21 protein-coding genes are annotated in these 24,006 nt (G+C 67.9%); 6 read left to right on the forward strand and 15 right to left on the reverse strand.

Features of this window, described 5'->3' with window-relative positions:
* Nucleotides 1–30 precede the first annotated feature (30 nt).
* Nucleotides 31–2,646, forward strand: a complete 2,616-nt coding sequence (gene mutS, locus STHE_RS03315; RefSeq protein WP_012871153.1) for a DNA mismatch repair protein MutS — start codon at nt 31–33, stop codon at nt 2,644–2,646.
* Nucleotides 2,647–2,751: 105 nt separating this feature from the next.
* Here mutS and STHE_RS03320 read toward each other — a convergent pair whose 3' ends face one another.
* The 4 genes from STHE_RS03320 to STHE_RS03340 all read right to left on the reverse strand — a co-directional run bounded on the left by STHE_RS03320 (nt 2,752) and on the right by STHE_RS03340 (nt 7,527).
* Nucleotides 2,752–3,975, reverse strand: a complete 1,224-nt coding sequence (locus STHE_RS03320) for an MFS transporter (protein ID WP_012871154.1) — start codon at nt 3,973–3,975, stop codon at nt 2,752–2,754.
* Between the two features lie 400 nt (nt 3,976–4,375).
* Nucleotides 4,376–5,290, reverse strand: coding sequence for a serine hydrolase (locus STHE_RS03330; protein WP_012871155.1), 915 nt, complete (start codon nt 5,288–5,290; stop codon nt 4,376–4,378).
* A 148-nt stretch (nt 5,291–5,438) separates the two neighbouring features.
* Nucleotides 5,439–6,890 (reverse strand): MBL fold metallo-hydrolase, encoded by a 1,452-nt coding sequence (locus STHE_RS03335; protein ID WP_012871156.1) that lies wholly within the window; start codon nt 6,888–6,890, stop codon nt 5,439–5,441.
* A 40-nt stretch (nt 6,891–6,930) separates the two neighbouring features.
* Entirely contained in the window at nt 6,931–7,527 is a 597-nt protein-coding gene (locus STHE_RS03340; protein ID WP_012871157.1) for a rhodanese-like domain-containing protein, read from the reverse strand.
* 287 nt (nt 7,528–7,814) lie between these two features.
* On the opposite strand from STHE_RS03340, the gene STHE_RS03345 reads away from it, so the two are divergent.
* From STHE_RS03345 to STHE_RS03360, 4 genes are all read left to right on the forward strand, one after another.
* On the forward strand, nt 7,815–9,590 hold the full coding sequence (locus tag STHE_RS03345; RefSeq protein ID WP_012871158.1) for a SulP family inorganic anion transporter: 1,776 nt from the start codon (nt 7,815–7,817) through the stop codon (nt 9,588–9,590).
* A 162-nt stretch (nt 9,591–9,752) separates the two neighbouring features.
* Entirely contained in the window at nt 9,753–10,379 is a 627-nt protein-coding gene (locus STHE_RS03350) for an RNA polymerase sigma factor (RefSeq protein ID WP_012871159.1), read from the forward strand.
* Nucleotides 10,379–10,630, forward strand: a complete 252-nt coding sequence (locus STHE_RS03355) for a hypothetical protein (RefSeq protein ID WP_012871160.1) — start codon at nt 10,379–10,381, stop codon at nt 10,628–10,630. The genes STHE_RS03350 and STHE_RS03355 overlap by 1 nt, the downstream gene beginning before the upstream one ends.
* 188 nt (nt 10,631–10,818) lie before the next feature.
* Nucleotides 10,819–12,210 (forward strand): aminotransferase family protein, encoded by a 1,392-nt coding sequence (locus tag STHE_RS03360; RefSeq protein WP_012871161.1) that lies wholly within the window; start codon nt 10,819–10,821, stop codon nt 12,208–12,210.
* 83 nt (nt 12,211–12,293) lie between these two features.
* On the opposite strand, the gene STHE_RS03365 is transcribed toward STHE_RS03360, so the two are convergent.
* The 8 genes from STHE_RS03365 to STHE_RS03400 all read right to left on the reverse strand — a co-directional run bounded on the left by STHE_RS03365 (nt 12,294) and on the right by STHE_RS03400 (nt 19,377).
* Nucleotides 12,294–13,202, reverse strand: a complete 909-nt coding sequence (locus STHE_RS03365) for an ABC transporter permease (RefSeq protein WP_012871162.1) — start codon at nt 13,200–13,202, stop codon at nt 12,294–12,296.
* Between the two features lie 45 nt (nt 13,203–13,247).
* Nucleotides 13,248–14,192 carry a nickel ABC transporter permease gene (gene nikB, locus STHE_RS03370; RefSeq protein ID WP_012871163.1) on the reverse strand — a complete coding sequence of 315 codons (945 nt, stop codon included), beginning with the start codon at nt 14,190–14,192 and terminating at the stop codon, nt 13,248–13,250.
* Between the two features lie 57 nt (nt 14,193–14,249).
* Nucleotides 14,250–15,953 carry an ABC transporter substrate-binding protein gene (locus STHE_RS03375; protein ID WP_012871164.1) on the reverse strand — a complete coding sequence of 568 codons (1,704 nt, stop codon included), beginning with the start codon at nt 15,951–15,953 and terminating at the stop codon, nt 14,250–14,252.
* A gap of 112 nt (nt 15,954–16,065) precedes the next feature.
* The gene (locus STHE_RS03380; protein ID WP_012871165.1) at nt 16,066–16,860 is read right to left on the reverse strand and encodes a FadR/GntR family transcriptional regulator; all 795 of its coding nucleotides are present in this window, start codon (nt 16,858–16,860) and stop codon (nt 16,066–16,068) included.
* 227 nt (nt 16,861–17,087) lie between these two features.
* Nucleotides 17,088–17,414: a zinc-ribbon domain containing protein gene (locus STHE_RS03385; protein ID WP_012871166.1), complete on the reverse strand. Its 327-nt coding sequence runs from the start codon at nt 17,412–17,414 to the stop codon at nt 17,088–17,090.
* A 325-nt stretch (nt 17,415–17,739) separates the two neighbouring features.
* On the reverse strand, nt 17,740–18,201 hold the full coding sequence (locus STHE_RS03390) for a DinB family protein (RefSeq protein WP_012871167.1): 462 nt from the start codon (nt 18,199–18,201) through the stop codon (nt 17,740–17,742).
* Nucleotides 18,185–18,928, reverse strand: coding sequence for a cysteate racemase (gene cuyB, locus STHE_RS03395; RefSeq protein ID WP_012871168.1), 744 nt, complete (start codon nt 18,926–18,928; stop codon nt 18,185–18,187). Before cuyB ends, STHE_RS03390 begins: the two co-directional genes overlap by 17 nt.
* Entirely contained in the window at nt 18,925–19,377 is a 453-nt protein-coding gene (locus STHE_RS03400) for a M67 family metallopeptidase (protein WP_012871169.1), read from the reverse strand. The genes cuyB and STHE_RS03400 overlap by 4 nt, the downstream gene beginning before the upstream one ends.
* 212 nt (nt 19,378–19,589) lie before the next feature.
* On the opposite strand from STHE_RS03400, the gene STHE_RS03405 reads away from it, so the two are divergent.
* Complete coding sequence (locus tag STHE_RS03405; protein WP_012871170.1) at nt 19,590–19,910, forward strand: putative quinol monooxygenase; 321 nt, start codon at nt 19,590–19,592, stop codon at nt 19,908–19,910.
* Here the strand turns inward: STHE_RS03405 and STHE_RS03410 are convergent.
* From STHE_RS03410 to STHE_RS03420, 3 genes are all read right to left on the reverse strand, one after another.
* Nucleotides 19,887–21,653: a dynamin family protein gene (locus STHE_RS03410; protein WP_012871171.1), complete on the reverse strand. Its 1,767-nt coding sequence runs from the start codon at nt 21,651–21,653 to the stop codon at nt 19,887–19,889. The genes STHE_RS03405 and STHE_RS03410 overlap by 24 nt on opposite strands.
* Before the next feature lie 157 nt (nt 21,654–21,810).
* Entirely contained in the window at nt 21,811–23,019 is a 1,209-nt protein-coding gene (locus tag STHE_RS03415; protein ID WP_012871172.1) for a diphosphate--fructose-6-phosphate 1-phosphotransferase, read from the reverse strand.
* A 273-nt stretch (nt 23,020–23,292) separates the two neighbouring features.
* On the reverse strand, nt 23,293–24,003 hold the full coding sequence (locus STHE_RS03420; protein WP_012871173.1) for a DUF6391 domain-containing protein: 711 nt from the start codon (nt 24,001–24,003) through the stop codon (nt 23,293–23,295).
* Nucleotides 24,004–24,006: the final 3 nt, after the last annotated feature.

A 24,006-nucleotide genomic window follows, 5' to 3' on the forward strand; every position in this document is an offset into this window, starting at 1 on the left:
CTGCGCGGCATACGGGAGGTCGAGTCAGCCATGTCCACGCCGATTCGGCGGCAGTACCTCTCGATCAAACGCCAGTACCCGGACACGATCGTCTTTTTCCGGCTGGGCGACTTCTACGAGACCTTCGACGACGACGCGAAACTGGCCGCCTCCGTGCTGGACATCACCCTCACGTCCCGCGAGATGGGGCGGGGCAATCGTATCCCCATGGCGGGCATTCCGTGCCACGCGGCGCAGGGGTACATCGCCCGTCTGGTCGGGGCCGGTCACAAGGTCGCGATCTGCGAGCAGATCGGGGAGCCGACGGGTCGGGAGCTGGTCGAGCGGCGCGTCACGCGGATCGTCACACCGGGCACGGTGACCGACCCGGCGATGCTCGACAGCGACACCAATCACTACATCGCGGCGGTCCTGCTCGACGGCGCGCGGGCGGGCCTGGCCGTGGCCGACATCTCCACCGGTGAGTTCGCCACGACCGAGATCAACGCGGCGGACCCAGCCGCGGCCCGCGCCGCGGTGCATCGCGAACTGCTGCGGCTCCACCCGGCCGAGATCGTCGCTCCTGCCAGCCCGCCGGACGCGGAGGACCCACTGCCGGCCGAGGTCGTTCCTGAAGGTGCTTACATCACCCGGCGGGACCGATCCGAGTGGCGCCTGGAGGTAGCCGATGAGGAGCTGCGGCGCCACTTCGGGGTCGAGACGCTGGAGGCCTATGGCTGCGCAGGCAAGCCGTTCGCCATCCGGGCCGCCGGGGCGCTGCTGCAGTACCTGGCGGAGACGCAGGTCGGCAGCCTCAAGCAGATCGTCGACCTCGTCACCTACAGCACCGAGCGCTACATGTCGCTCGACGGGCAGACGCGGCGCAACCTGGAGTTGTCCGAGAGCAGCCGCGGCGAGCGGCGACACTCGCTGATCGCCGTGCTCGACCAGACCCGGACCCCGATGGGCGCGCGGATGCTGCGGCGCTGGGTCGGCCAGCCGCTGCTGGACCTCGCCGAGCTCCAGGACCGCCAGGACGCGGTGGCCTACTTCGTCGATCGGGCGCTGGTGCGGGCGCGGCTCCGTGACGCGTTGGGACACGTTTCCGACCTGGAGCGGCTGATCAATCGGGTGGTGACCGGCGCAGCCGGCCCGCGGGAGTTGCTGTCGCTGGCCCGCTCGCTCCAGCGGTTGCCCGAGATCAACGAGATCCTGGGCGACGGGGACCGGCCGTGCCTCGTGGCCGGCCCGCCCGACTGCTCGGAGACGGCTCGTCTGATCGTACAGGCGCTGGTTGACGAGCCGCCGGCCGTCCTCGGGGGCGGGCCGACAATCCGCGCCGGGTTCAGCCCCGAGCTCGACGGCCTGCGCGCTTCTTCCCGTGAGGCGCGGGAGTGGATCGCCGGGCTGGAGCAGGCCGAGCGGGAGCGGACCGGGATCAAGTCGCTCAAGGTCGGCTTCAACAAGGTCTTCGGCTACTACATTGAGGTGAGCCGCGCGAACATCAGCGCGGTGCCCTCCGACTACCAGCGCAAGCAAACGCTGGTGAACGCCGAGCGCTACATAACCCCGGAGCTCAAGGAGTACGAGAGCCGGGTCCTGAACGCCGAGGAGCGCATCGCCGACCTGGAGGAGCAGGTGTACCGCCGCGTGCTGGCTCAGGTGGCGGCGGCGGCTGACTCCGTGCGGGCGGCGGCGCAGGCGGTAGCGCAGCTCGATGTGTTGTCGGCGCTCGCAGAGGTAGCGGTGCGGCGGCGCTATGTCCGGCCGGAGCTGGACGACAGCACGGTGCTCGAGATCGTGGGCGGGCGACACCCGGTCGTCGAGGTCACGTTGGAGACAGGCCAGTTCGTGCCCAACGACACGTACCTCGACACCGAATCCAACCAGATCACGATCCTGACCGGCCCGAACATGGCCGGGAAGAGCACCTACCTGCGACAGGTCGCGCTAATCGTGCTCCTGGCCCAGATCGGCTCGTTCGTCCCCGCCGAGCGGGCGCGGATCGGTCTGGTCGATCGGATCTTCACCCGGATTGGCGCCCAGGACGACATCGCCACCGGGCAGAGCACCTTCATGGTGGAGATGGTCGAGACCGCGACGATCCTGCACCACGCCACGCCGCGCTCGCTGGTGGTGCTGGACGAGATCGGGCGCGGGACCAGCACCTACGACGGCCTTGCGATCGCGCGTGCCGTCGTCGAACACCTCCACAACAGCCCGCGCCTGGGCTGTAAGACGCTCTTCGCCACGCACTACCACGAGCTGACCGAACTCGAGAAGATCCTGCCGCGGGTCCGCAACTATCGGGTCGATGTGCTGGAGGAGGGAGACGAGGTCGTCTTCCTGCACCGGGTTGTCCCCGGTGGCGCCGATCGCAGCTACGGCATCCACGTGGCGCAACTCGCCGGGATGCCGCGCGCGGTGGTGCGCCGCGCCGGGGAGATCCTGGCCGACCTGGAGGGGAGTGCCGAGCGCACCGAACGCGGGCGCCGCCGCAAGGCGATGGCGACACCCCGCGTGGAAGCGATGCAGTTGACCCTCTTCGGTGTGCCGGACCCGATCGTCGAGGACCTTAAGGCGCTTGACGTGGAGTCGCTGACGCCACTCGAAGCCCTGACCACGCTCTACGAGCTGCGCCGCCGCGCGCTCGACGGGACGGGGTGATCCTACCCGCGCGGGCGTCGCACGGAACCTCGCTCGATCCCCTTTGGCTCTTGAGGGATGAGCACTCAGGGGCGGGACACGACGCCCGCGGTCCGGATACCGTGGCTATCGGCTGCGTGCGGCGGGCTCGTGGACCGTGGCGTGCTCCTGGTCGGCTGCCCGCGTCCGGAGCCTGGCGAGCGGGGCAAGGACGAGGACGGCCATGGCCGCAGCGCCGACGAAGATGGATGCTGGGGACACGCCATAGAGCGGTGTGTACCAGAGGGGTGCCGATCCCTGGCCGATGAACTTGGCGCTGCCGGTGATCGAGGAGACCGTGCCGCGGCTCTCGGGTACGGCCTGGACAACCAGGGTGTTGAACGCCGACCAGGCGATGATGCCGGCCAGCCCGACGCCGAAATGCGCGATCGCCAGGACGAGCGGGGAGGGCGCCACGGCCATCAGGAGGAAGGCGAGGGCAACCCCGACCATGCCGGAAGTCAGTCCCCGGTACGGTCCAATGCGGTCGACCAACCGGCCCGCCCCGGGCCCGCCGAGCAGGCCCGCGAGCCCGTACATCGACAGGATGATCCCGACCTGCCCGGTACCGCTTCCCCAGGTGTCCGACAGATACTCCGCGTAGAGGTAGCTCGCCCCGCGCATCGCACCGTTCGCCAGGAAGGCGATGCTCGCCAGCAGCAGCACCTGCACGCCGAGCGACCCGACAATCTGCCGGAGGCTGGCGCCGATGCTTTCCCCGCGCACGCGCGGCGGCACCAGTGCCCCGTAGCGCCGGAACCAGAGGGCATACCAGACGGCGAGTGACCAGCTCATGGCGGTGATGACGAGATAGGCAAGGCGCCAGTTGAGATCCCCCAGCGCGCCGGCCACGAGCGGCCCGACCATCGCGCCCGCCTGGTTGACTGCCGAGAAATAGCCCATCGACCGGCCGACCCGCTCGCGAGGCACCACGTCGCCCAGCGTCGCCATCACGATCGGCGTGGTGAAGGCGTTGGTCGTGCCCTGGAGTACCTGGGACACCAGGAAGATCGGGAAGTTCGGGGACAACGCCGCCAGCAGCGACGCTGCGCCGTAGCCGCCGAAGCCGATGAAGAGGCTCGACCTCCGGGACGTCAGGTCGGAGACGGCGCCCGAGGCGAACTGCACGATCGCGTAGGGGATGAGGTAGGCCGGGACGGCGAGCGTGAGGACGGCGCGGTCGATGTCAAAGGCGCCAAGCAGAATCGTGAACAGGACGGTGAAGACGTTGCTGCCCATCGGGCCGATCGCCGCGCCCAGATGGAACGGTACAAGCTGCCACTCCGACAGCTTCGTCCGCCCGTCCTCCACTCCTACTCCTATCCCCCTTGTTTCAGCAGCTCAGCCGTCTCCGCCGATGCGTTCGATCGGTCCTGGAGCGTCCCGGTCAGTGTGCCATATCGCCGCCGACCCTCCTAGAGGGTGATTGAGCCTGAGCGTGGAGCGGCCGCGGCCATGACCGTTGAGGAATTGGCCCGGTATCCCTGCCGGCAGCCCCTTCCACCATGCCTGTTACCCTGAGCGGAGCCACCGGGACGGAAGCGCCGGCCGGCTCCGTCCGAGACCAGGGATCTCGGGGTAGGGTGGCCGCTCCCGCATGAGATCCTTCGCTTCGCTCAGGATGACAGAAACAGGACGACGGTGACGGCGACTGCTTCCCACGGTACCTCGTCAAACGCCAAAGCCTCGGCCGCTCCACACCCGGCCGGTTCTACTGGATGGCCTCCTCCGGAATGGGGCCGATGAAGCACTCGTAGATCAGTCGTGAAATGTCGGACAGCAGGCGCTGGGAGGCGACGAGGTTGGGGCTGCCCTTGCTCATGAGCGCGACGGCATAGGTGCGCTCACCGGCGAAGACCAACCCCACGTCGTTGCGGACGCCGCGGAGGGTGCCGGTCTTGTGGGCGGCCTTGACACCGAACGGAAGTTGCTCGGGGATGATGGTGGTGTACTTCTGCCGCTTGAGGATGTCGATGACCGCCTCCCGCGACGCCGGGCTGAGTCCTTCCCCGCGGAAGATCGCTTCCACGAGGCGGAGCATGTCGCGCGGAGTGGAGACATCGTTGTCCGGCGTCTCACGCAGCGCCGCGCAGTCCCACGGGGCCGGCTTGGACGCCAACGCCTGCTTGAGCCGGTCGTAGGTCAGCGTGGGGTCGGCAGGGTCGAGGTTGTGCAGTCCGGCCAGGATTTCCCACGTATCGAGCGGCAGGTGCGTATTGGTCATGCCGAGCCGCTCTAGGGTGGTGGCCACGGCCTCACGACCGATCAGGTCATAGATCATGTCGGTGGCGGTGTTGTCGCTGACGGTGATCATGAGCGTGGCGACATCTTTCACCGTCGGCGCGACGCCTGCATCGAGGTCCTGGAGCACGCCCGAACCGGGCACGCGATGTCGCTCCTCCAGGGTGATGCGCATCGCCGGGTCGATCTGGCCGGCGTCGACCTGCCGGTACAGCTCGTAGAGGAGGACCGTCTTCATGGTGCTGGCGGTGGGGACGACGACGTCCGGGTTGTACATGACCTCGGTGCCGGTATCCAGGTCGCGTGCCGCCACCCCGATCGTGCCCGCGAAGTCCTCCGCGAGCGCGCGGATGCGCTCAATCGTCTCCTTGGGATCGGTCGCCATTCCCTTCTCCTCCCTGTGCTCACGCTGTGTCCGGATCGACAGCCCGCAGCACAATAGCATGACCGTACGGTGATCACAAACAGACGAGGGGGCCACGTGTTGGCCCCCTCTGGTGGTGACGCGTGGTGGGTTGTGCCGCGTGGGAGAGCTACGCTGCCCCGACGAGGCCCGCGCTTCGCTCGACCGGCCGGCCCTCGGCGGCCCAGGCGTTGATCCCACGGTCGAGATGGGTCACATCCTTGGCGCCGGCGGCGCGGAGCAGGCTGACTCCGATGGCCGATCGGGCTCCGCCCTGGCAGTAGAGGACGACGGGCGTCTCCCGTGGGATCTGGTCCAGCCGATCCATCAGGTAACCGAGCGGGATGTGGCGCGATCCGGGGATGTGCCCGGACTCCCACTCGACCTTGCCCCGGATGTCCAGCACGGTCGCGCGCCCGCCCTGGAGCATCCCGTCGAGATCGGCCGGGGTCAATCCCTGGTACGACTCCAGCGCCCGACCACTCGCGGTCCAGGCAGCGAGCGCTTCCTGCACCGTGGCGATTCCCGCGACGCGGTCGAGTCCGATCGAGCGGAGGCTGCGCACCGCGCGGCCGGCGCAGTCCGGGCAGGCGTTGTCGACGAGCAGGACGATGTCGACATCGTAGCCGATCAGCCAACCGGCCCAGGTGGTAAACGCGTTGTCCAGCGGAATGTTGAGAGTCCCGGGGATGAACCCCTGGGCGTAGTCGTCCGCGCGGCGTGTGTCTACCACCACGGCCCCGGTGTCGAGCAGGGCTGGCACCTCGTGGCCGGTCAGCGTCCGGATCGGCGGAAGCTCGCTCACCAGCGCCGGGCCGATCTTGTTGACCCGCTTCATCTCCGCGAAGTACTTCGGCGGCTCAGGCTGCCCTGACAGCACTGCCTTGACGAACTCGTCTTCGTCCGTGATCTGGAAGGCCCAGTTGAACAGGCGCTCGTAGCCGACCGTGCTCTGGGGAACGGCGCCCAGGGCCTTGCCGCAGGCGCTGCCCGCGCCGTGGGCCGGCCAGATCTGCACGTAGTCGGGCAGCTCCTTGAAGCGCTGCAGCGATCTGAACAACTGCCGTGCGCCCGGTTCCTTGGTGCCGCGGATCCCGGCGGCCTCTTCCAGAAGATCGGGCCGGCCGATGTCACCGACGAAGACGAAGTCGCCGGTGAAGATGCCCATCGGCTTGTCCGCGTTCGCCGTGTCCGTCACCAGGAAGGAGATGTGCTCGGGAGTATGGCCGGGCGTGTGCACCACGTCGATGCGGACGTTGCCGACCATGAACGAGTCGCCGTCCCGCACCAGGATGGCGCCGAGCTCGTCCGCGTAGGCGTACTTCCACTCCGCCGGGCCCTCATCCGAGAGGTAGAGCCGGGCGCCGGTACGGCGCGCCAACTCTCGCGCGCCGGAGACGAAGTCGGCGTGGATGTGCGTCTCGGTGATGGCGGTGATGCGGAGTCCCTCCCGCTCGGCCAGCTCGATGTACTGGTCGACGTTTCGGTCCGGATCGACGAGCAGCGCGTCGCCCGTGGCGGCGCAGCCGACCAGATAGCTCGCCTGTGCCAGCTCGGGGTTGTAGATGTGTCGCAGAATCATGGTGTCCTCCTTACTCCTCCGGGTTGTCGCCCGGATACGGTCACGACGCCTGCTCTGCGTCCAGGCGTGCGATGACGTCCCGAATGTCGCATGTCGCGCCCTGGTTGTAGGGCAGCTTGCTGAGCAGAATCGCCAAGCCGCAGGTGTCGGTGACGGCCGAGAACGCCAGCGCGCCGCCGACGGCGGCCGCCAGGAGCGTCAGGGGTGACCAGAGCGTGAGCCCGCCGACGGCTCCGACGAAGACCAGTGTCCCGGCGACGCCGCGGACCTGTCGCTCGATCGACCACTTCTGACGCTTCCCGCGCGTCACGGGCTTCCCGGCGCGCTCCCAAGCGTTGAGACCCCCATCCAGGATATGGATGTGCGAGAGCCCGGCCTCGCTCAGGAGTTGTTCGGCCTGGCGTGCCCGCATCCCGCTCCGACACACGAGGATCACAGGATCCGCCAACGCGGAACGCAACTCGTTGCGGTACTCCGACAGCCGGTCCAACGGCACGTTGTAGCTGCCGGGGATGTGGACCGACTCGAACTCGGCTGGTGTCCGCACGTCGAGCAGCCGCACCCGTGAGTTCTCCGCGAGAAGGCGGGACGCGGTCTCGACGTCGATCGTCGTCGGCAACGTCGCTACGTCTAGCATGCCCCTGTCACCCACTCCTTCGTTCACCGTTGATCGACTCGTGCCGGCCGCTCGACCGGCTTCGTGGGCTTAGATGCAGCCCCCTCGCGGCTGGTTACATCGGCGCGATTCGAAAACGCCGGCGTCGGACGGGGCCGCGCTGGCTCCCGCCCTGGCGTCGTGCCGAGCGCACGGGGGTCGGCGCGTCGACGGAGCGACCTGTAACCGAGTGGTCGGGGGACGCATCCAACCGATAGAGGCGGGTAAAGCCGCCGCGCGTAAGAACGACGAATCGGACAGGGATCTCCGTGGTATCCGACGTTCAACCGAAGCAGACCCACACCGGCGCGGTGCGCGCCGGGGCGGGCGTGCATCTCGGCCGGTACGTTCCGATCATCGACTGGCTCGGTCGCTACCGCCGTGAGGACCTGATCGGCGACGTGATGGCCGGGGTGGTCGTGGCGATCATGCTCGTCCCTCAGAGCATGGCCTACGCGATGCTCGCGGGCCTACCGCCCCAGGCCGGTCTCTACGCCAGCGTCCTGCCTCTCATCCTCTATGCCGTCTTCGGCACGAGCCGCACGCTGGCGGTCGGGCCAGTGGCGATCGTGTCCCTGATGACGGCGACGAGTGTCGGCGCGCTGGCTCCCCAGGGGACCGCCGAGTACGTGGCGCTGGCGCTGCTATTGGCGCTGCTAGTCGGTGTCGTGCAGGTGGTGATGGGGGTTGCGCGCGTTGGGTTCCTGGTGAACTTCCTCAGCACCCCCGTCCTCTCCGGATTCACCAGCGCCGCCGCATTGGTGATCGGAGCGAGCCAGCTCGCGACCCTGCTGGGTCTGAGCATCCCAGGCGACTCCTTGCATCGGACCCTGCTCAATCTCGTGCGGCACCTCAGCGACGCGAACCCGGTCACCACTGCAATCGGCCTCGGCAGCATTCTCCTACTTGTCTTTGTACGCCGCGCCCTGGGGCGGCCGCTCGCGCGTTGGGGGGTGCCGCCTGCGGCCATTGGAGCGGTCACCAAGGCCGGCCCACTCATCGTCGTGGTAATGGGCACGCTGATCGTCTGGGGGCTGCGGCTGCATGCGACCGCGAGCGTGCAGGTGGTCGGCTCGATACCGGCCGGATTGCCACCGTTGACGGTGCCTCGCCTGGATCCCGACGCGGTCCGAGCACTCCTCCCGACGGCGATTGCAATCAGCTTTGTGAGCTTCATGGAGAGCGTCTCGGTCGCCAAGGCGCTGGCGAGCAAGCAGCGGCAGCGCATCGAGGCCAACCAGGAGTTGATCGGCCTCGGCGCAGCCAACCTGGGTGCGGCGCTGACTGGCGGCTACCCGGTCACCGGGGGCTTCAGCCGCTCGGTCGTCAACTTCACGGCCGGCGCCAACACGCAACTGGCATCGATCATCACGGCGGGGCTGGTTGCACTGACGGTGCTCTTCTTGACCCCGCTTTTCCAGTACCTGCCCCGGACAGTACTCGCGGCCATCGTGATCGTGGCGGTGGCGTCACTGATCGACGTGGCCACGCTCACGCGCGTGTGGCGCTACGACAAGGCCGACGCAGTATCCCTGCTCGTCACCTTCATGGCGGTGCTGGTGCGAGGCGTTGAGTTCGGAATCCTGGCCGGTATGGCTACCGCGATCTTCCTCCACTTGTGGCGCACGAGTCGCCCGCACATCGCGGTCGTCGGCCGTGTCGGGGAAAGCGAGACCTACCGCAACGTACTGCGCCACGAGACACGGACCTGCCCACGCGTCATGGCCGTCCGGGTCGACGAGAGCCTGTACTTCCCGAATACGCGGGCCCTCGAAGAGACGCTGCTCCGGCTGGTCGCCGAGCGGCCGGAGACCACGGACCTGGTCCTGATCGGCTCCGGCATCAACTTCATCGATGCCAGCGCGCTTGCGGTGCTGGAGTCGCTCCACGTCGAGCTGCGAGGCGCGGGAGTGACCCTGCACCTGGCTGAGTTCAAGGGGCCGGTCATGGACCGACTCCGCGCGGCCGGGTTCATCGACCGGATCGGGCGAGACCGCGTCTTCCTCAGCACACACCAAGCGATGCAGTCGCTGGGATGCGCCTGACCGGTACGGGAGGGGGGAATGTCGTTGGAGACAGCGATCCGGCGCGGGTGGGGTTCGTTGGTTATCCCTGGCACTGCGCTAGACGCGGCGAGCCGTTCGGGCGGCGTGGGGTATGCTTCACGTGACACGGTCGCCTCGCACATGGCAGCCGCAGGAGCATCAATGGTCAAGCCCTGGGAGATTGATCTCACCGTCTACGAGGATGAACAGGCGCTGCTCGACGGGCTCCGTCGCCGGGAGCCGGTCGCCTGCACCTGCTTGCTCAAGCGCTTCGGGCCGCGTATGTACCAGCTCGCCATCCGGTTGATGGGTGACCCCGACGAGGCAGAGGGGGTGCTGCAGGAGGCGCTCATCCAGGCGTGTAGGCGTATTGAGGACTTCGAGGGACGCAGCGGGCTCGGTACCTGGCTGCATCGGATCGTGACGAACACCGCGCTCATGCGCCTCCGGCGCCGGAAGCCGGTCACGGTCGACCTGCACGAGCAGTTGCAGAAGCGGGCCGCGGTACCGCCCGCACTCGTAGACGCCACGACGGAGCCGAGCGCCGAGGTGATGGGGGCCGAGCTGCGCGCGATGATCGACCGTGCGCTGGCGGATCTGCCCGACACGCTGCGGACGGCGTTCGTGTTGCGGGAGATCGAGGGGCTGAGCACGCGCGAGGCCGCGGCTGAGCTGGGCATCTCGGAGAGTGCGCTGAAGGTCCGTGTGCACCGCGCGCGTCTGGCCTTGCGCGCCGCACTCGCTCCGTACCTCGACGACACCGGCGCCGGCGGGAAGGAAGCGACCTGATGGGCATCGAGCATCTGGACGACGCGTGCCGGGCCTGGCTCGAACGGCTCGTCGACGGGAGCGAAGCCGAGAGCGATGAGGAGCTTGCTCGGATTATCGCTGAGCACATTGCGGAGTGCCCGACCTGTGCCGCATCAGAAGCGGCGCTGAGCGCGCTGATCGACCGCTACCGGCGCACCGACCAGCCCTCATTGCCGGAGCATCTCGAACGGCGCCTCCTAGCGTGCCTCACCGGCTCCGATCCATCATAGTGCGGACCACCTGAGCGCCCCGCCCTGTGATGCCGGATCGGCGGCAGGGCCGGTCCCATTGTTGGGATTCGGCAGATCCTAGACGATTTCGCCGGCATCAGTGCTATACTGCGCCCATCGGATTGAGTCGGATTCCGCCGCCGCGCCGCCGGTCGGAGCGGGCGGTTTGTGGAGGGAGTTGGGAACTCATGGGTAACGGCGCTCAGGCCGCAGGGGTGGGGTCGGCTCAGGCTCTGGAAAAGGAAGCGCTGGACCACGTCTGGATCCATTCCGCGGAGTGGGTCCGGCTCGCGGAGCAGAACGGCCTGCGTGTCTTCAAGAGCGCACACGGCAGCACGCTGGTGGACATCCACGGCCGTGAGTACCTCGACGGTATCGCCGGGCTGTGGGTCGTGAACGCGGGCCATGGACGGACCGAGATCGGCGAGGCGATGGCCGCCCAGGCCGCTCAGGTGGCCTACGTCTCCAGCGCCAGCTACACCTCGGTGCCCGCCGTGCAGTTGGCGAACGTGCTGGCCGAGCTTACGCCGGGCGACCTGAACCGGATCTTCTTCTGCTCGGGCGGTTCGGAGGCGGTCGAGAGCGCGCTGAAGATCGCCAAGCAGGTGCAGGCGATGCGCGGCTTCCCCAAGCGGTACAAGATCATCGCGCGGCGGGGTAGCTACCACGGCATGACCTTCGGCGCCATGAGCCTGACCGCCAGCCGCAACGAGACGTACTTCGGCCCGTTCATGTACGGTGTCATCCATGTCCCGTCGCCCAACCGCTACCGCAACGACTTCGGCCTGGAGGGCGAAGAGGGCGACCTCATGTGCGCCGAGTACATCCGGCAGGAGATCGAGAACCAGGGGCCGGAGACGGTCGCCGCGGTGATCGGTGAGCCGATCTCCACCTCCAACGGGGTGCACGTCCCCTCGCCCAAGTATTGGCAGCGACTGCGAGAGATCTGCGACGAATACGGCGTGCTGCTGATTATGGACGAGGTGATCAACGGGTTTGGCCGGACCGGCAAGATGTTCGCGACCGAGCACTTCGGCATGCAGCCGGACCTGATGACGATGGCCAAGGGGATCACCTCCGGCTACGCGCCGCTGGCGGCGGTGGCGGTCAGCGAGAAGGTCTTTGAGATCTTCACCGAGAAGAAGGACGTGGCGCTGGGCCACCTGCTCACCTTCGGCGGTCAGGCGGTTGCCGCGGCGGCGTCGCTGAAGAACATCGAGATCATCCAGCGCGAGGGCCTGGTCCAGCAGAGCGCGGAGAAGGGCGCCTACCTGCTGGAGCAGCTCAACAAGCTGCGGTCGCACCCGACGGTCGGCGACGTGCGCGGGCTGGGCCTCATGTGCGGCGTCGAAGTGGTCAGGAACAAGGAGACCAAGGCCAAGTGGGGCCGGGACTCGCAGTTCCTCAAGCGGCTCGATCAGCTCATGAACGAGAAGGGGATGGTGACCCGCGTCTGGGACATCGTCCACTTCGCGCCGCCGCTGGTGGTGACCTACGAGGAAATCGACCGCATGGTCCAGATCTTCGACGAGGCCTTGACCGAGGTCGAGAACGAGTTCGCCAGCGAGATCGGGTCGTAGCCCCGCGACGTTGGGTCGCTGATCAGGTGTCACTCCGCCGGGCGCCGCGATTCGCGGCGCCCGGTCTGTTTGTGTGCTGTATGTCAGCGGTGGAGGTGTGGGTCGAGCGCGTCGCGGATGCCGTCACCGAGGAAGTTGAAGGCCAGGACGGTGATGAAGATGGCGGCGCCGGGGGCGATCGCCATCCAGGGGGCGTGGTTCAGGTAATCCTTGCCGAAGGCGAGCATGGCACCCCAACTCGGCGTCGGCGGCTGCACGCCCAGCCCGAGGAAGGAGAGGCTGGCCTCGGATAGGATCGCGAACGCGACGCCGAGCGAGGCCTGCACGATCAGTGGCGCGGTCACGTTGGGCAGGATGTGCCGCAACATGATGCGCAGGTCCGACACTCCGATCGTGCGTGCCGCCTCGATGAACTCCCGCTCGCGCACGGAGAGAACCTGTCCGCGCACCAGCCGCGCGTAGCCCGGGATGCCCACGATGCCGACGGCGATCATGACGTTGGTGAGGCTGGGGCCGAGGGCGGCGGTGATGGCGAGGGCGAGGACCAGGGTTGGGAAGGCAAGCAGCGCGTCCATCGCTCGCATGATGGTGCTCTCGAGCAGCCCGATCCGGGTGTACCCGGCGACCAGTCCGAATGCGGTCCCGATGATCATGGCGATGCCGACCGCGATCACCCCGACCTGCAGCGAGACGCGTGAGCCGTAGATAACGCGGCTGAAGATATCGCGGCCGAGGGTATCGGTTCCCATCAGATGCTCGCGGTTGGGGCGGGTCAGCGTGGCGGCAAAGTCGCCTTCCTCGACCCCGTAGGGGGCGATGATCGGTGCGAACACGGCAGTCAGGACGAGCAGCGCGATGATGAAGCTGGCGACCGGGGCCATCCGGGTGCCCATCAGACGGGCGAAGAAGGCCCGCAGGCCGGTCGCTCGACGCCGGGCCTGCTGCCCCAACGGGTCCGCGACGGGTGCCGCCGCGGTTCTGGTACCTTGCATGCCTACGCCCCCTCGCTTGTAGTGCTCGCGCATGGCCCCACCATGTTAGCTGTAACGGATCCGCGGATCGAGGAACGCATATAGGAGGTCGACGAGCAGGTTGACGACCAGGAACGCCAGGGAGGTGAAGAGCACGACTCCCTGCACCAGCGGGAAGTCCCGCTGGAAGATCGAGTCGACCAGCAGGCGCCCGATGCCCGGCAGCGCGAAGATTGTCTCGGTGATGATGGCCCCGCCGAGCAGGCCGCCAATCTGCAGGCCCACCACCGTGGCGACTGGAATCAGGGAGTTCTTCAGCGCGTGGACGCGGATCACGCGCATCTCGGCCAGGCCTTTCGCGCGGGCGGTTCGCACGTAGTCCTGGTCCAGCACTTCCAGCAACGATGAGCGGGTCATGCGCATGACGATCGCCGAGAGTGCGGTCCCCAGGGTGATGGCGGGCATCAGCATCCGTTTGAGGTTGTCAAGCACCCCGTCGGCGAGGGGCGTGTAGCCGATGGGTGGCAACCAGCGCAGGTGGACCGAGAAGATGAAGATCAACAAGATGGCCAGGAAGAAGTTGGGCAGCGACACGCCGAGCAGCGCCGCGCCGGTGGACGCCGTATCGAGCGGCGAGTTGCGCCGCATGGCCGACACGATTCCGACCGGGATCGCGATGGCGACGCCGATCAGCACGGAGAGGATGGCGAGTTCGAGCGTCACGGGCAGGCGCTGCGCGATCGCTTCACTGACCGGCTGGTTGGAGCGGATCGACCGGCCGAGGTCGCCCTGGAGAACGGAGCCCACCCAGCGCAGGTACTGGACAGGCAGCGGCTGGTCGAGCCCCAGCTTGGCGCGCAGCGCGGCGACCGCCTCGGGCGTCGCTTCCTCTCCCAGCATGGTGATGGCCGGGTCTCCCGGCGTGAGATGGATCAGCGAGAAGACGATCACGCTGACCAGAAACAGGACCGGCAGCATCGCCAGGATGCGCCGCACGATGTAGCGGAACATCTCGGAACCCCCGCCTCCGGGCGAGGGGCATCAGCCCCCCGCCCAGCGCTCTCGCGGCTACTGCTCCAGCCAGACCGTGTTCAGCCGCATCATACCGTCCGGGATGTGGACGAAGCCCTTGATGGCCGGCTGCCACACCTTGATCTCCGCCGGGAAGCGGATGAAGATCATCGGCGCGTCCTCCGCGATCAGGCGGCACACTTCCGAATAGAGCTGCCGACGCTGGTCGGGATCCGACACGGCCCGGGTCTGGTTGAGCAGGTCGTCGACCTCGGGGTTGCTGTAGCCACCCCGGTTCAGCCCGCCGTCGGTGATGAAGTAGTTGTAGATGTTGCCGTCCGGGTCGGGGCGACCGCTCCACTGGAGGCTGACCGCTTCGAAGTCACCGGCATCGTTGCGGTCGAGCAGGGTGCCGAACTCCAGCAACTCCAGATTGGCGATGATGCCCACCTCGGCGAGCTGGGCGCGGTACGCCTCGGCGAGCTGGATGGCGTCCGGGCTATTGGTGACGAGCATGGTGAACTCGAAGCCGTCGGGCATCCCGGCTGCCGCCAACAGCTCCCGGGCCTTGTCGTAGTCCTGCTGGTAGACCTGGACCGACTCGTCGTAGGCCCATGAGCTGGGCGGAATCGGCGTCTGCGCCGGGGTACCGATGCCGAAGAAGATGGCCCGGATGATCGCCTCACGGTCGATACACCAGGCGACGGCCTGGCGCAGCTCCTTCTTGTCGAAGGGCGGGCGAGAGACGTTGAGCGAGATGTACTGGAAGGCCAGCCCGGGGATCTCGGAGTAGACGAGGGAGGGGTCGTTCTTGGTCGCCTCCACGTCCTTGGCCGAGATCTGGTCGATCATCTGCACCTCGTTGGTGCGAAGGCTCGTGAGGCGCACGGTGGCGTCGATCACCGGCTTGTAGGTGACCTCATCGAGGTAGGGCAGGCCCTCCCGCCAGTAGTTCTCGTTCCGCCGGACGGTCAGGTGGTCGTCCTTGATCCACTCGACGAAGGTGAAGGCGCCGGTGCCCACCGGGTTGCGCGCGAGGTCGTCGCCCAGCTCCGCGATGGCCTTGGGCGAGATGATCATGCCCGCGCGGTCCGACAGGGTGGCCAGCAGCGGCGAATAGGGCTGGCTAAGGGTAAGGACGACGGTGGTGTCGTCGGGTGCCTCGACCTGGGTGACCTGCGCGACCTCGCTGCGGCGCGGCGAGGCCGTCTCCGGGTCGAGCATACGCTCGAAGTTGACCTTGACCGCCTCCGCGTTGAAGGGCTCACCGTCGTGGAAGGTCACGCCGGAGACCAGGGCGAAGGTGTACTGGGTGCCGTCGTCGGAGATCTCCCACTTCTGGGCGAGATACGGCACGATGTTCAACTGCTCGTCGATGTCGACCAGTTTGTCATAAATCAACTGATAGACCTGACGGTCGACCGCCGCGGTTGACTTGTGCGGGTCCATGGTCGTGAGGTCGGAGTTGAGCGCGACGGTGATCTTGCCGCCCCGTTTCGGCTCGCCCTCGCCCGCCGGTTCGGTGGCTGCCGGGGTGCCGCCGGACGTCTCACTCGTGGCGGTTGAAGCCGCACCGCCATCGCCGGACGAGCCCGAAGGCGTGTCGTCGCCGCCGCCGCAGGCAGCGAGCAGGGCCATGCTGGCGCCGGCCAACCCCACGCCGGCTGCCCGGCGGAAGAGCGTGCGCCGGGTCATCGAGGTTCTGGTCACTGCGTCGACCGCTTCTTCGACGGTGTGCTCAACGTCCTCGTGCGAACGCATGGTCCACCCCCTTGTCCCGAGGGACCGTTCCCCCGGAAATACGACTCTCATCTCCTCCGCGCTCCGGAGCGTCGGCGCCGCCAGGAAGGGCGCGTCACACGCTCTGCGGTACTTACTCGGTCAGGTCTGGTCCTCTCCTCCTCCTCCTTACACTCGACCCTGATCGTGCGTGGCGTTCGGTTCGATGCGTCCGGTGGGTGTTGGCTTCCACCACGCTGCCGAGGATGAAGGACTCCACCTCGCGCAGGTGCTGGAGCATCTTGTCTCGCGCCTCATCGGGCTGGCGGGCGCGGACAGCGTCCAGGATCTCCTGATGCATCTGGTAGGCCCGCAGGTGCCGCTGGGGAGAGGCATGGTAGTGGCGACGCCCCTCCTGGAGCACCCGGTTGATCAACTGGATGACCTGCACGGCCACCTCGTTGCCGGATGCCTGTGCCAGCGCGACGTGGAACTGTCGGTCGAGATTGGGAGCGCGCTGCGGGACGGGGTGGTCCAGATCCTCTGCCTGCTGGCGGAGCACCTCCTCCAGCGTGGCCATGTCGGTGGGCGTCGCGCGCAGCGCCGCGAGTGCAGCCACGTCGGGCTCGACCATCAGGCGCACCTCCCAGAGGTCGCCGATCAGATCGCCGCTCGCCTCGAGAACTAGGGCCAGCGGCGAGATCAGCCCCTGGACGAACCCGTTGCGGACGTACGTCCCGCCACCGTGGTGGGACTCGACGATCCCCGCGATCTCCAGCCCGCGCAGCGCTTCACGCAGCGAGGCGCGGCTCACCTGGAGTTGCTCTGCCAAGTCGCGCTCAGCCGGAAGCCGGTCGCCCGGGCGGTAGTGTCCCTCCCGGATCAACTGGCAGAGCTGAGCGGCGATCTGTTGGGAAAGTCTGCGCGGCCGGCGAATCGGCTCGACCACGGAGGGCGCCTCCAGATTGCACACCCCGTAGACCAAAGAGGTCTACTGGTCATACCACTAGGTGATAGAGCCAGTATAGAGTTGACCTCTTTCCCTGTCAATCGTACGTGGGACGAATCGAAAGGGATGGCGGGGCGACCGTCGTCCACGGGCAAACGCCGCCAGGCCGGCTACCCGCCCCAGAGGAGGGGGCAACCGGCCGCATCGTGATCTGGGCCGGGTGGCCGTCAGTACCGGGGGGTCAGGCGCTGGTAGCAGTCGCGGCAGTAGACCGGCCGGCCGTGGCGCGGCTCGAAGGGGACCATCGTGTCCTGACCGCACTCGGCGCACACCACCGGGTAGAACCGGCGCTCGGGACGGGACGCGCTTAGCGCAACCGTGCCGGCGTCGTCGGGGTTCGCTGCCAGGCGGGCCTGGCGCCGCGCGGCCCGGCAGCTCGGGCAGCGAGCAGGATCGGTGAAGCCGCGTTCAGCGTAGAAGGCTTGCTCCCCTGCGGTGAAGACGAACTCGGCGCCGCAGTCGCGGCAGACCAGGACCTTATCCAGTTGTTCCATGATGGGGCAACTCCCTCGCGGACGGGCGCGGTGGTGCGGCCGCACCTCGCGCCGCGGCTCGCGGTCAGTCCGCTGCCCAACCGGCGATGTGTGGCGACCGCGCCGCGGCTCGCCGTCCCGGCACAGGGGAGCGGATCAGATACTACTAGCGAAACGTGCTCTCAGTATAGGGGGAGGTTATCGCGATCGCAACAGGGGATCCGGCCTACTCGTGTCTCCCGTTAGGAATGGAGTGCGGTGTTGATGCGTCCGACGGCAAACGAGTGGTGGGGTAGCCCGACGTGCTGCCGTGAGGTTGCTGCGTGGACGCATCCCGCACGACGTGTCACGACAGCACGTCCTTCAACGCCCGAAGGTACTCCTGATCGTGGTCCTCGATCCGGCGGACGAAGCTAGCCAGCGTGATCTCGCCCCACACTGGGTGTCGCCCCCGCCGCTCCCAGTCCGCTTCGTTGAGCGAGGAGAGCAGCCGGACAAGGCGCCCGCGGATCTCGCGGAAGGCGGCGAGTGCCTTGCGCGGGTCCTGAGCATGGTAGTCCCGCTCGATCGCCCAGAAGTCGGTATCGAAGTTCTCCAGGTTCGGGTTGTCTTCCTCCAGCATGCGGCGCACACGGTCGAGGTTCACCTCGTCCCAGTCACGGAGGTGGGCAAGGATCTCGACGGCGCCCCAGCCTCCGTCCGGACCTGCGCGTCGCAGCACTTCCACCGGCTGTGGCTCGATGATGCGGGCGACCCGGTCCGGGTACTGGAGAAGGCGTTCGAGCAATTCCTCACGTTCGGATGGCATCGGGCGTCACTCCCTCAGGCAGTGAGCGGGCGGCGAGCGCCTCCCGTACGGCGGCGCGGGCCAGTACCGCGGTGGGGTCGATGAGTGGCACGGGAATGTCATTGGGCTGCAGGATCAGCGGCAGTTCGGTGCAGGCGGCCAGGAGCGCCCCGGCCCCTTGCTCGATAAGCTCGTACGCGGCGACCAGGGCTTTCTCTGTCGTGGCCCGGCTGAGGTCACCGGCCTTGACAGCCGCAATGGCGGCCATCACTTGAGCCTGCGCGTCCGGGCTGGGCACGAGGGCGCGCAGGCCGGCTGCCGCCAGGGCGTCCTGGTAGAGCCCGGCGCTCACGGTGCCGGAGGTAGCCAGGATGCCCGCAGCTGCGCCCCGGGGGAGCAGAGCGGCGACCTCGGCGGCGGTCTCATCGATCATGCTGATGATCGGGATCGCCACCGCGTCACGCACGGCGCCGAGGAAGGCGTGCGCCGTGTTGCACGGGATCACGATGAAGCTCGCCCCCGCCCCTTCAAGGCGCTGTGCCCCGGCAATGAGCCACGGCGTCGGGTCAGGACCGCCGTGGAGCAGGGCCTCGGTGCGATCGGGGACCGATGGATCGGCGTCGATGATGACATGCAGGTGGTCCTGATCGCGACGTGCCGGTGTCGCCTCGATGATCTTGCGGTAAAGGTCTGCCGTGGCCAGCGGCCCCATGCCGCCGAGCACCCCGATCGTTCGCTTCGTTGTCATGCCGTTGCTGCCGTCCCTTCCTCGGGGAGAACCCGGACCGGGACCTCACGGACTTCACCGTCGACGCGGAAGGCGCGAACGGTGGGGGGATCAGTCAGGAGTGAGATGATGACCATCAGCGCGTCCGGGTAGTAGGCGTGGCGCAGGTCGGTCGGCGAGGGGGTTGCCTCGCTCCGCGGGTGGGAGTGGAAGATGGCGCCGAGGTACCATCCCTGGCGGTCGATCTCGTTCAGCGCGGCGATGACCTCGGCCGGGTCCATGTTGTAGCGGGTCGTGCTCTGCTCGGTGTTGGTGCCGGGATAGATCTTGACCGCGCGGGACCCGCTGAAGGCGATCAACCCGACTCCCTCGATCGGCGCAACCGATCGGACGTGCTCGATCATCTGATGGTAGAGCGGGGCGCCGATGTTCAGCGCCTCGGGCGCGCCATTCTGCCTGTCTCGCGCCATGACCGCGTCACTCCCGATCGGCTCCGTGCGCGGGGAGCCTCGAACGAAGACCCGACACGGGTAGCCGTGCGCACCCTGCAGTATAACAGACGGCTCGCGAAGCACTAACGGACTGCGGGAGATGCCCGGCGCGACGAAAGGATGATAGGGTACACATTCAAGGTGGTGGGGAGCCTGGCCCCGACGTGCGCCGTAGCGGAGGAGGTGGGTCGATGTTCGTCGACATCAGCGTCTTCGAAGTCGAGGAGGGAATGCAGGGCGTCTTCGAGCGCGACTTCCTCCCGGTGGTTGAGCGGGCGCGGGCGGAAGAGGGGTGCCTGTCGTCGGACCTGGTCCGGCTGGAAGAAGAGCGGCGCTACGCCTGGGTCGAGCGGTGGGAGAGCCGGGAGCAGCACAACGCCTTCAATGAGATCCTGTTCGGCCAGACCTTGCCGAACATGCCGGACATCGGTCGCTACTCCACACGGCTGGTCGAGCGCGAAGCTGAGGGCTACGTAGTCGACCGCACCTCACCCTTCGAGCACGCGTCGTAGCTCGGTGATATCGGCGTCGACTGCCTCCAGGGCCTGGGCAAGGCGCTGGAAGCGGTCGCGCTCCGTCCGGACGAAGGTGGCGTAAGGCGAGAGCGCGTCGCGCACCCGCGCCGTCGAGCGCCTCACCTCGCGGTCGAACTGATCGCTCAGCGCCTCCGCCAGCCGCTCGCGCAACTCGACGGAGCGGCGCCGCAGCAGCTCCCGCGCGTGCCGCTTGCGCGCGGGAAGGATGAGCAGACCCAGCCCACCGACGGTCACGGCCGCCAGAATCCCGGTCACGTCCATTGCCGCCGTCGTCGCGAGTGCGATCACCGCCGCTCCCAGGCCGATCGCGCCTACCTCGGCCACCGCGGTCTGCGTCACTGCACCGCGCAGTGCCTCGGCGATGACCTGCGCCTCTCGGCCGGGATCGAACTGCTCGACCACCTCCCCGGCCCGACGGGCAACCGCTCCGAGCAGCGCCTGGCGGTCGTAGGTGAACTGTGCGCCGCTCTCGCCGACCACCTCATCCTGGTGCCGGTCGAGCTGGCGGCGGTCGATGTACTCGGTGACGCTCTGCCACAGCCGCAGGTCGCGCTCGACCATCCAGTCGATCATCTCCGCGACCGCCGCGTCGATCTGCTGCTCGGTGTCGGCGATCACCTCCTGCTCAAACTCGCGCTGGATGCGTTCGCGGTCGAGCAGGTCGAAGACGCGGCCAAGGCGGATGGTCCGGTCGAAGAAGCGGTCGGCACGCTCATTCATGCGATAGACGATGGCTTCGATGCGCGACAGGTACGCGGTGAAGTCGGCGCGCATTTCCGACTCGAAGACGGCGATCCGCTGCTCGATGCGCTCGATCGTCTGCAGGTCACGGTCGAGCAGATCGAGGCGCTCGGCCGCGATGGCGCGGTAGCGACCGCCCACGCGGTCGGCGATGCCGAGCGGGTTGAGCAGCTTGAGGCGGATGCGCGTCTGCTCGTCGAGGGTGGAGAGGATGAACTCCTCCAGGGCGCCGAAGCGGCTGGCAGCCCACAGCCGCTCGCGCTCCTCCGGGGCCTCGGAGGTCTGCGCTTCGCGCGCAAGGCGCGCCGAGACGGGGAAGATCTGTGGCTCGAGCCCGAGCAAACGGACGCTGTTGGTGCGGATGAACTCGATGACCTCGGCGATCTCCTCATCGTTCCGCAGCAGGTCGATCTTGTTGAGCACGACGACGATCTTTTTCCCCCAGCCGCGGATCTCGGTCATGAACTGCCGCTCACTCTCGGTGAACGGGCGGTCGGCCGAGGTGACGAAGAGCACGAGATCGGCGCGGGGAACGAAGCGCTGGGAGAGCGCCTCGTGCTCACGGATGATGGCGTTGGTGCCGGGGGTGTCGACCAGGTTCACGTCGCGCAGGAAGTCCGCCGGGTACGTGTGCTCGACGATGCCGTCGATCCCCACGACCTCGTTCGTACTCGGCCCATAGCGCAGGATATGGATGGCACTGGTGGTCGGCGTGACGCCTTCGGGCATCACCGTGTCGTTGAGCAGGGCGTTGACGACGGCCGACTTGCCGGAGTTGAACTCCCCGGCGATGACGAGCAGGAAGAGGGCACCGAGGCGCTCGGCCGCGTCGCGCAGCAGGTCCAGGTCTTCGGCCTCGGCCGGGAACTGCCGGATAGTCCGGGCCAGCTCCTCGACGATGCCGGCGGCGCGCTGGCGCATCTCCTCCTCGCGGCCGGAGAGGATGCGATCTGGCGGCAACGCGGGGGTGTCGCTCATGACACGGCGCTCCTCGCGGATAGGCGATGCCTGCAGTTACCTACGGGCATGCGTGTATTGTGGAGTATGCCGGTTACGGGCGGCCTCGGCAACTAGTGAGGGTTGCATGCTCTGCCCGGGCAGCACGCAGAGAGCCGAATCAGGGATGCCCGAGCACTCAGGCACGCAGGTAGGGGAGGTCGAGCAGGCGTGCGTAGGGCGGGAGCGGGCCGTCGATCAGTGGCAGCGCGTAGGTGCGGAAGGCATCGGTGACCGAGCGGCCGTCGGGGCCGATGAAGGCGTCCGGCATGCGGCGCTCTCGGTTGGCGACCTTGGCCGCGGCGATCACGCCGGTGGTGGCGGCGTATGGATCGTCGCTCACCCGTTCAAGCGTAACCATCACTTCCGACGCGCCCTCGACCAGCAGGCGGACCGCGGCGGCGCCGACTTCGTAGGCTTCCCGGCGATCGACCGACGAGACGCACGCGGCGAACATGCGCGCGATGGTGCCGGGCTTGTCGAACCGCGCACGCAGGCCGAGATGCTCCTCGACCGCTCGCGTGAGGGCCGGGCCGGGACTCGGGTAGTAGCGGTGACCGAACGGGTCGGTCCAGCTCAGGTCTTCGCCGGAAAGGGGGCGACCCTGAGCGTCCTTGAGCGTCTCCGGCACCACGGCGACGACCTGGCCGTGGCGGTCGTAGGCGCGCTGAACCTCTTCCAGCAGGCCGTGCAGGTCGCGGGGTGGCCGCTCCGGGAAGAAGATCAGATGTGGGCCGTCGCCGTCGCCGTCCTGGCCGAGCGCGGTAGCCGCAGCAACCCACCCGGCGTTACGGCCCATGACCTCGATGAACTTGACCGGGTAGAGGGCGGCGGTGGCTTCGGTATCCCGCACGGCATCGCGCGCGGCGAGTGCGAGGAACCGGGCGATGGAGCCGTAGCCGGGGCAGTGGTCCGTGCCGGGCAGATCGTTGTCGATCGTCTTGGGGACGCTGACGACGCGCAGGTCATAGCCGGCATCACGAGCGGCCGCGGCCAGGCGCAGCGCGGTGTCGGCCGAGTCGTTGCCGCCGATGTAGGCCACCGCGCGGATGTCGTATTGGGCGAGGATGCGCACGGCCCGCGCCGCCGTCTCGTCGGTCAAGCGCCTTCGGGTCGTGCCCAGCGCCGCCGACGGGGTGGTAAGCAACTGGTCGAGGATCTCTGCTGGCTGGCGGCCCAGATCGACGAAGCGTTCCGTCAGAACGCCATCGATTCCGTGGCGAGCACCGATGATCGCGCCGAACTGGCGATGCTCCAGGGCTGCCCGGACGACGCCGGCCAGGCTGGCGTTGATGACTGCCGTCGCGCCGCCCGACTGCGCCACTAAGAGGTTTCCGCCAGCTCCCACTCCCTGCTCCGCTCCTCTGCCGACTATGCGATGTTTGCCATGCTGGGCATACGCGGCACGGCTGATGCGTTATAGCAATAGAGCGCGGGGACGAGCAACCGGCCGGCGAGCAGAGCAGAGAGGCAGCGTGTTGATGTTGGATGCGATCCGCGACCTGATCCGGGACGGTGTGAACCGGCTCCGCGACCTCCTGGACCCCTCACGACGGCTGCGCCCGCAGCCGGTCCCCGTTCCGGTTCGCGACGATACCCGCCCCCGGCGTTAGCCGGCTCGTTACCGCACGCGGAAGTCGCCGATCGGGATCTCCTCGCGGTCGCCGGTGATCAGCGTCGCCTCGGCGGACGACTGGCCGCCGGAGGCGGGTGCGGTACGCACGAGAATTGGCCTCAACGTCAAGAGACTGAAGAAGCCGCGCGAGGTTGTCATGGGCTGCACCTCGACGCCGGTGATGATGAGGTCGCCCACGTCGGCGTCGGTGGTGACGTAGCGCTGCAGGATCGGGCTGAGCCGCGGCCCGAGCAGGACGGCGGCCACAATGCCGACGAGGAACGGCAGCAGCGTGAACTGCCGAATGATGACGAGCGTGGCGATGAATGCCAGCGCCATCACGAGCTGGGCGGCGACGAGCGTGGTGCCGCAGCGCGGGTGAATTGCCAGCCGACGCTCCCCGGCCCGCAAACGGGCCAGTGCCTCCTGCGCCGCGTCCGCCACCAGTGCTGGTGGCGCGCCGCCCTGGATGATGAATCCCTCGGGCTTTGCCAGCCCGGCAAGGTGGGATCGGCCGTAGCGTTCCTCGATCACGTTGACGGTGGCGTGCTCCAGCGCGTGGTTGCGCCGAAGCGTGCGGTCGCGTAGCAGCCGCCAGAGCTGGCCGGGCGCGGTAACGAGCGTGACCAGCGAGGCGAGGGTTACCCCGACCGTGGTCAGGATCGCCAGGCCGGCCAGGCCGACGAAGAGCATGAAGACGAAGAGCAGAAAGAGCATGCG

Origin of the sequence: Sphaerobacter thermophilus DSM 20745 (genome assembly GCF_000024985.1) — a bacterium.
Lineage (GTDB): Bacteria > Chloroflexota > Chloroflexia > Thermomicrobiales > Thermomicrobiaceae > Sphaerobacter > Sphaerobacter thermophilus.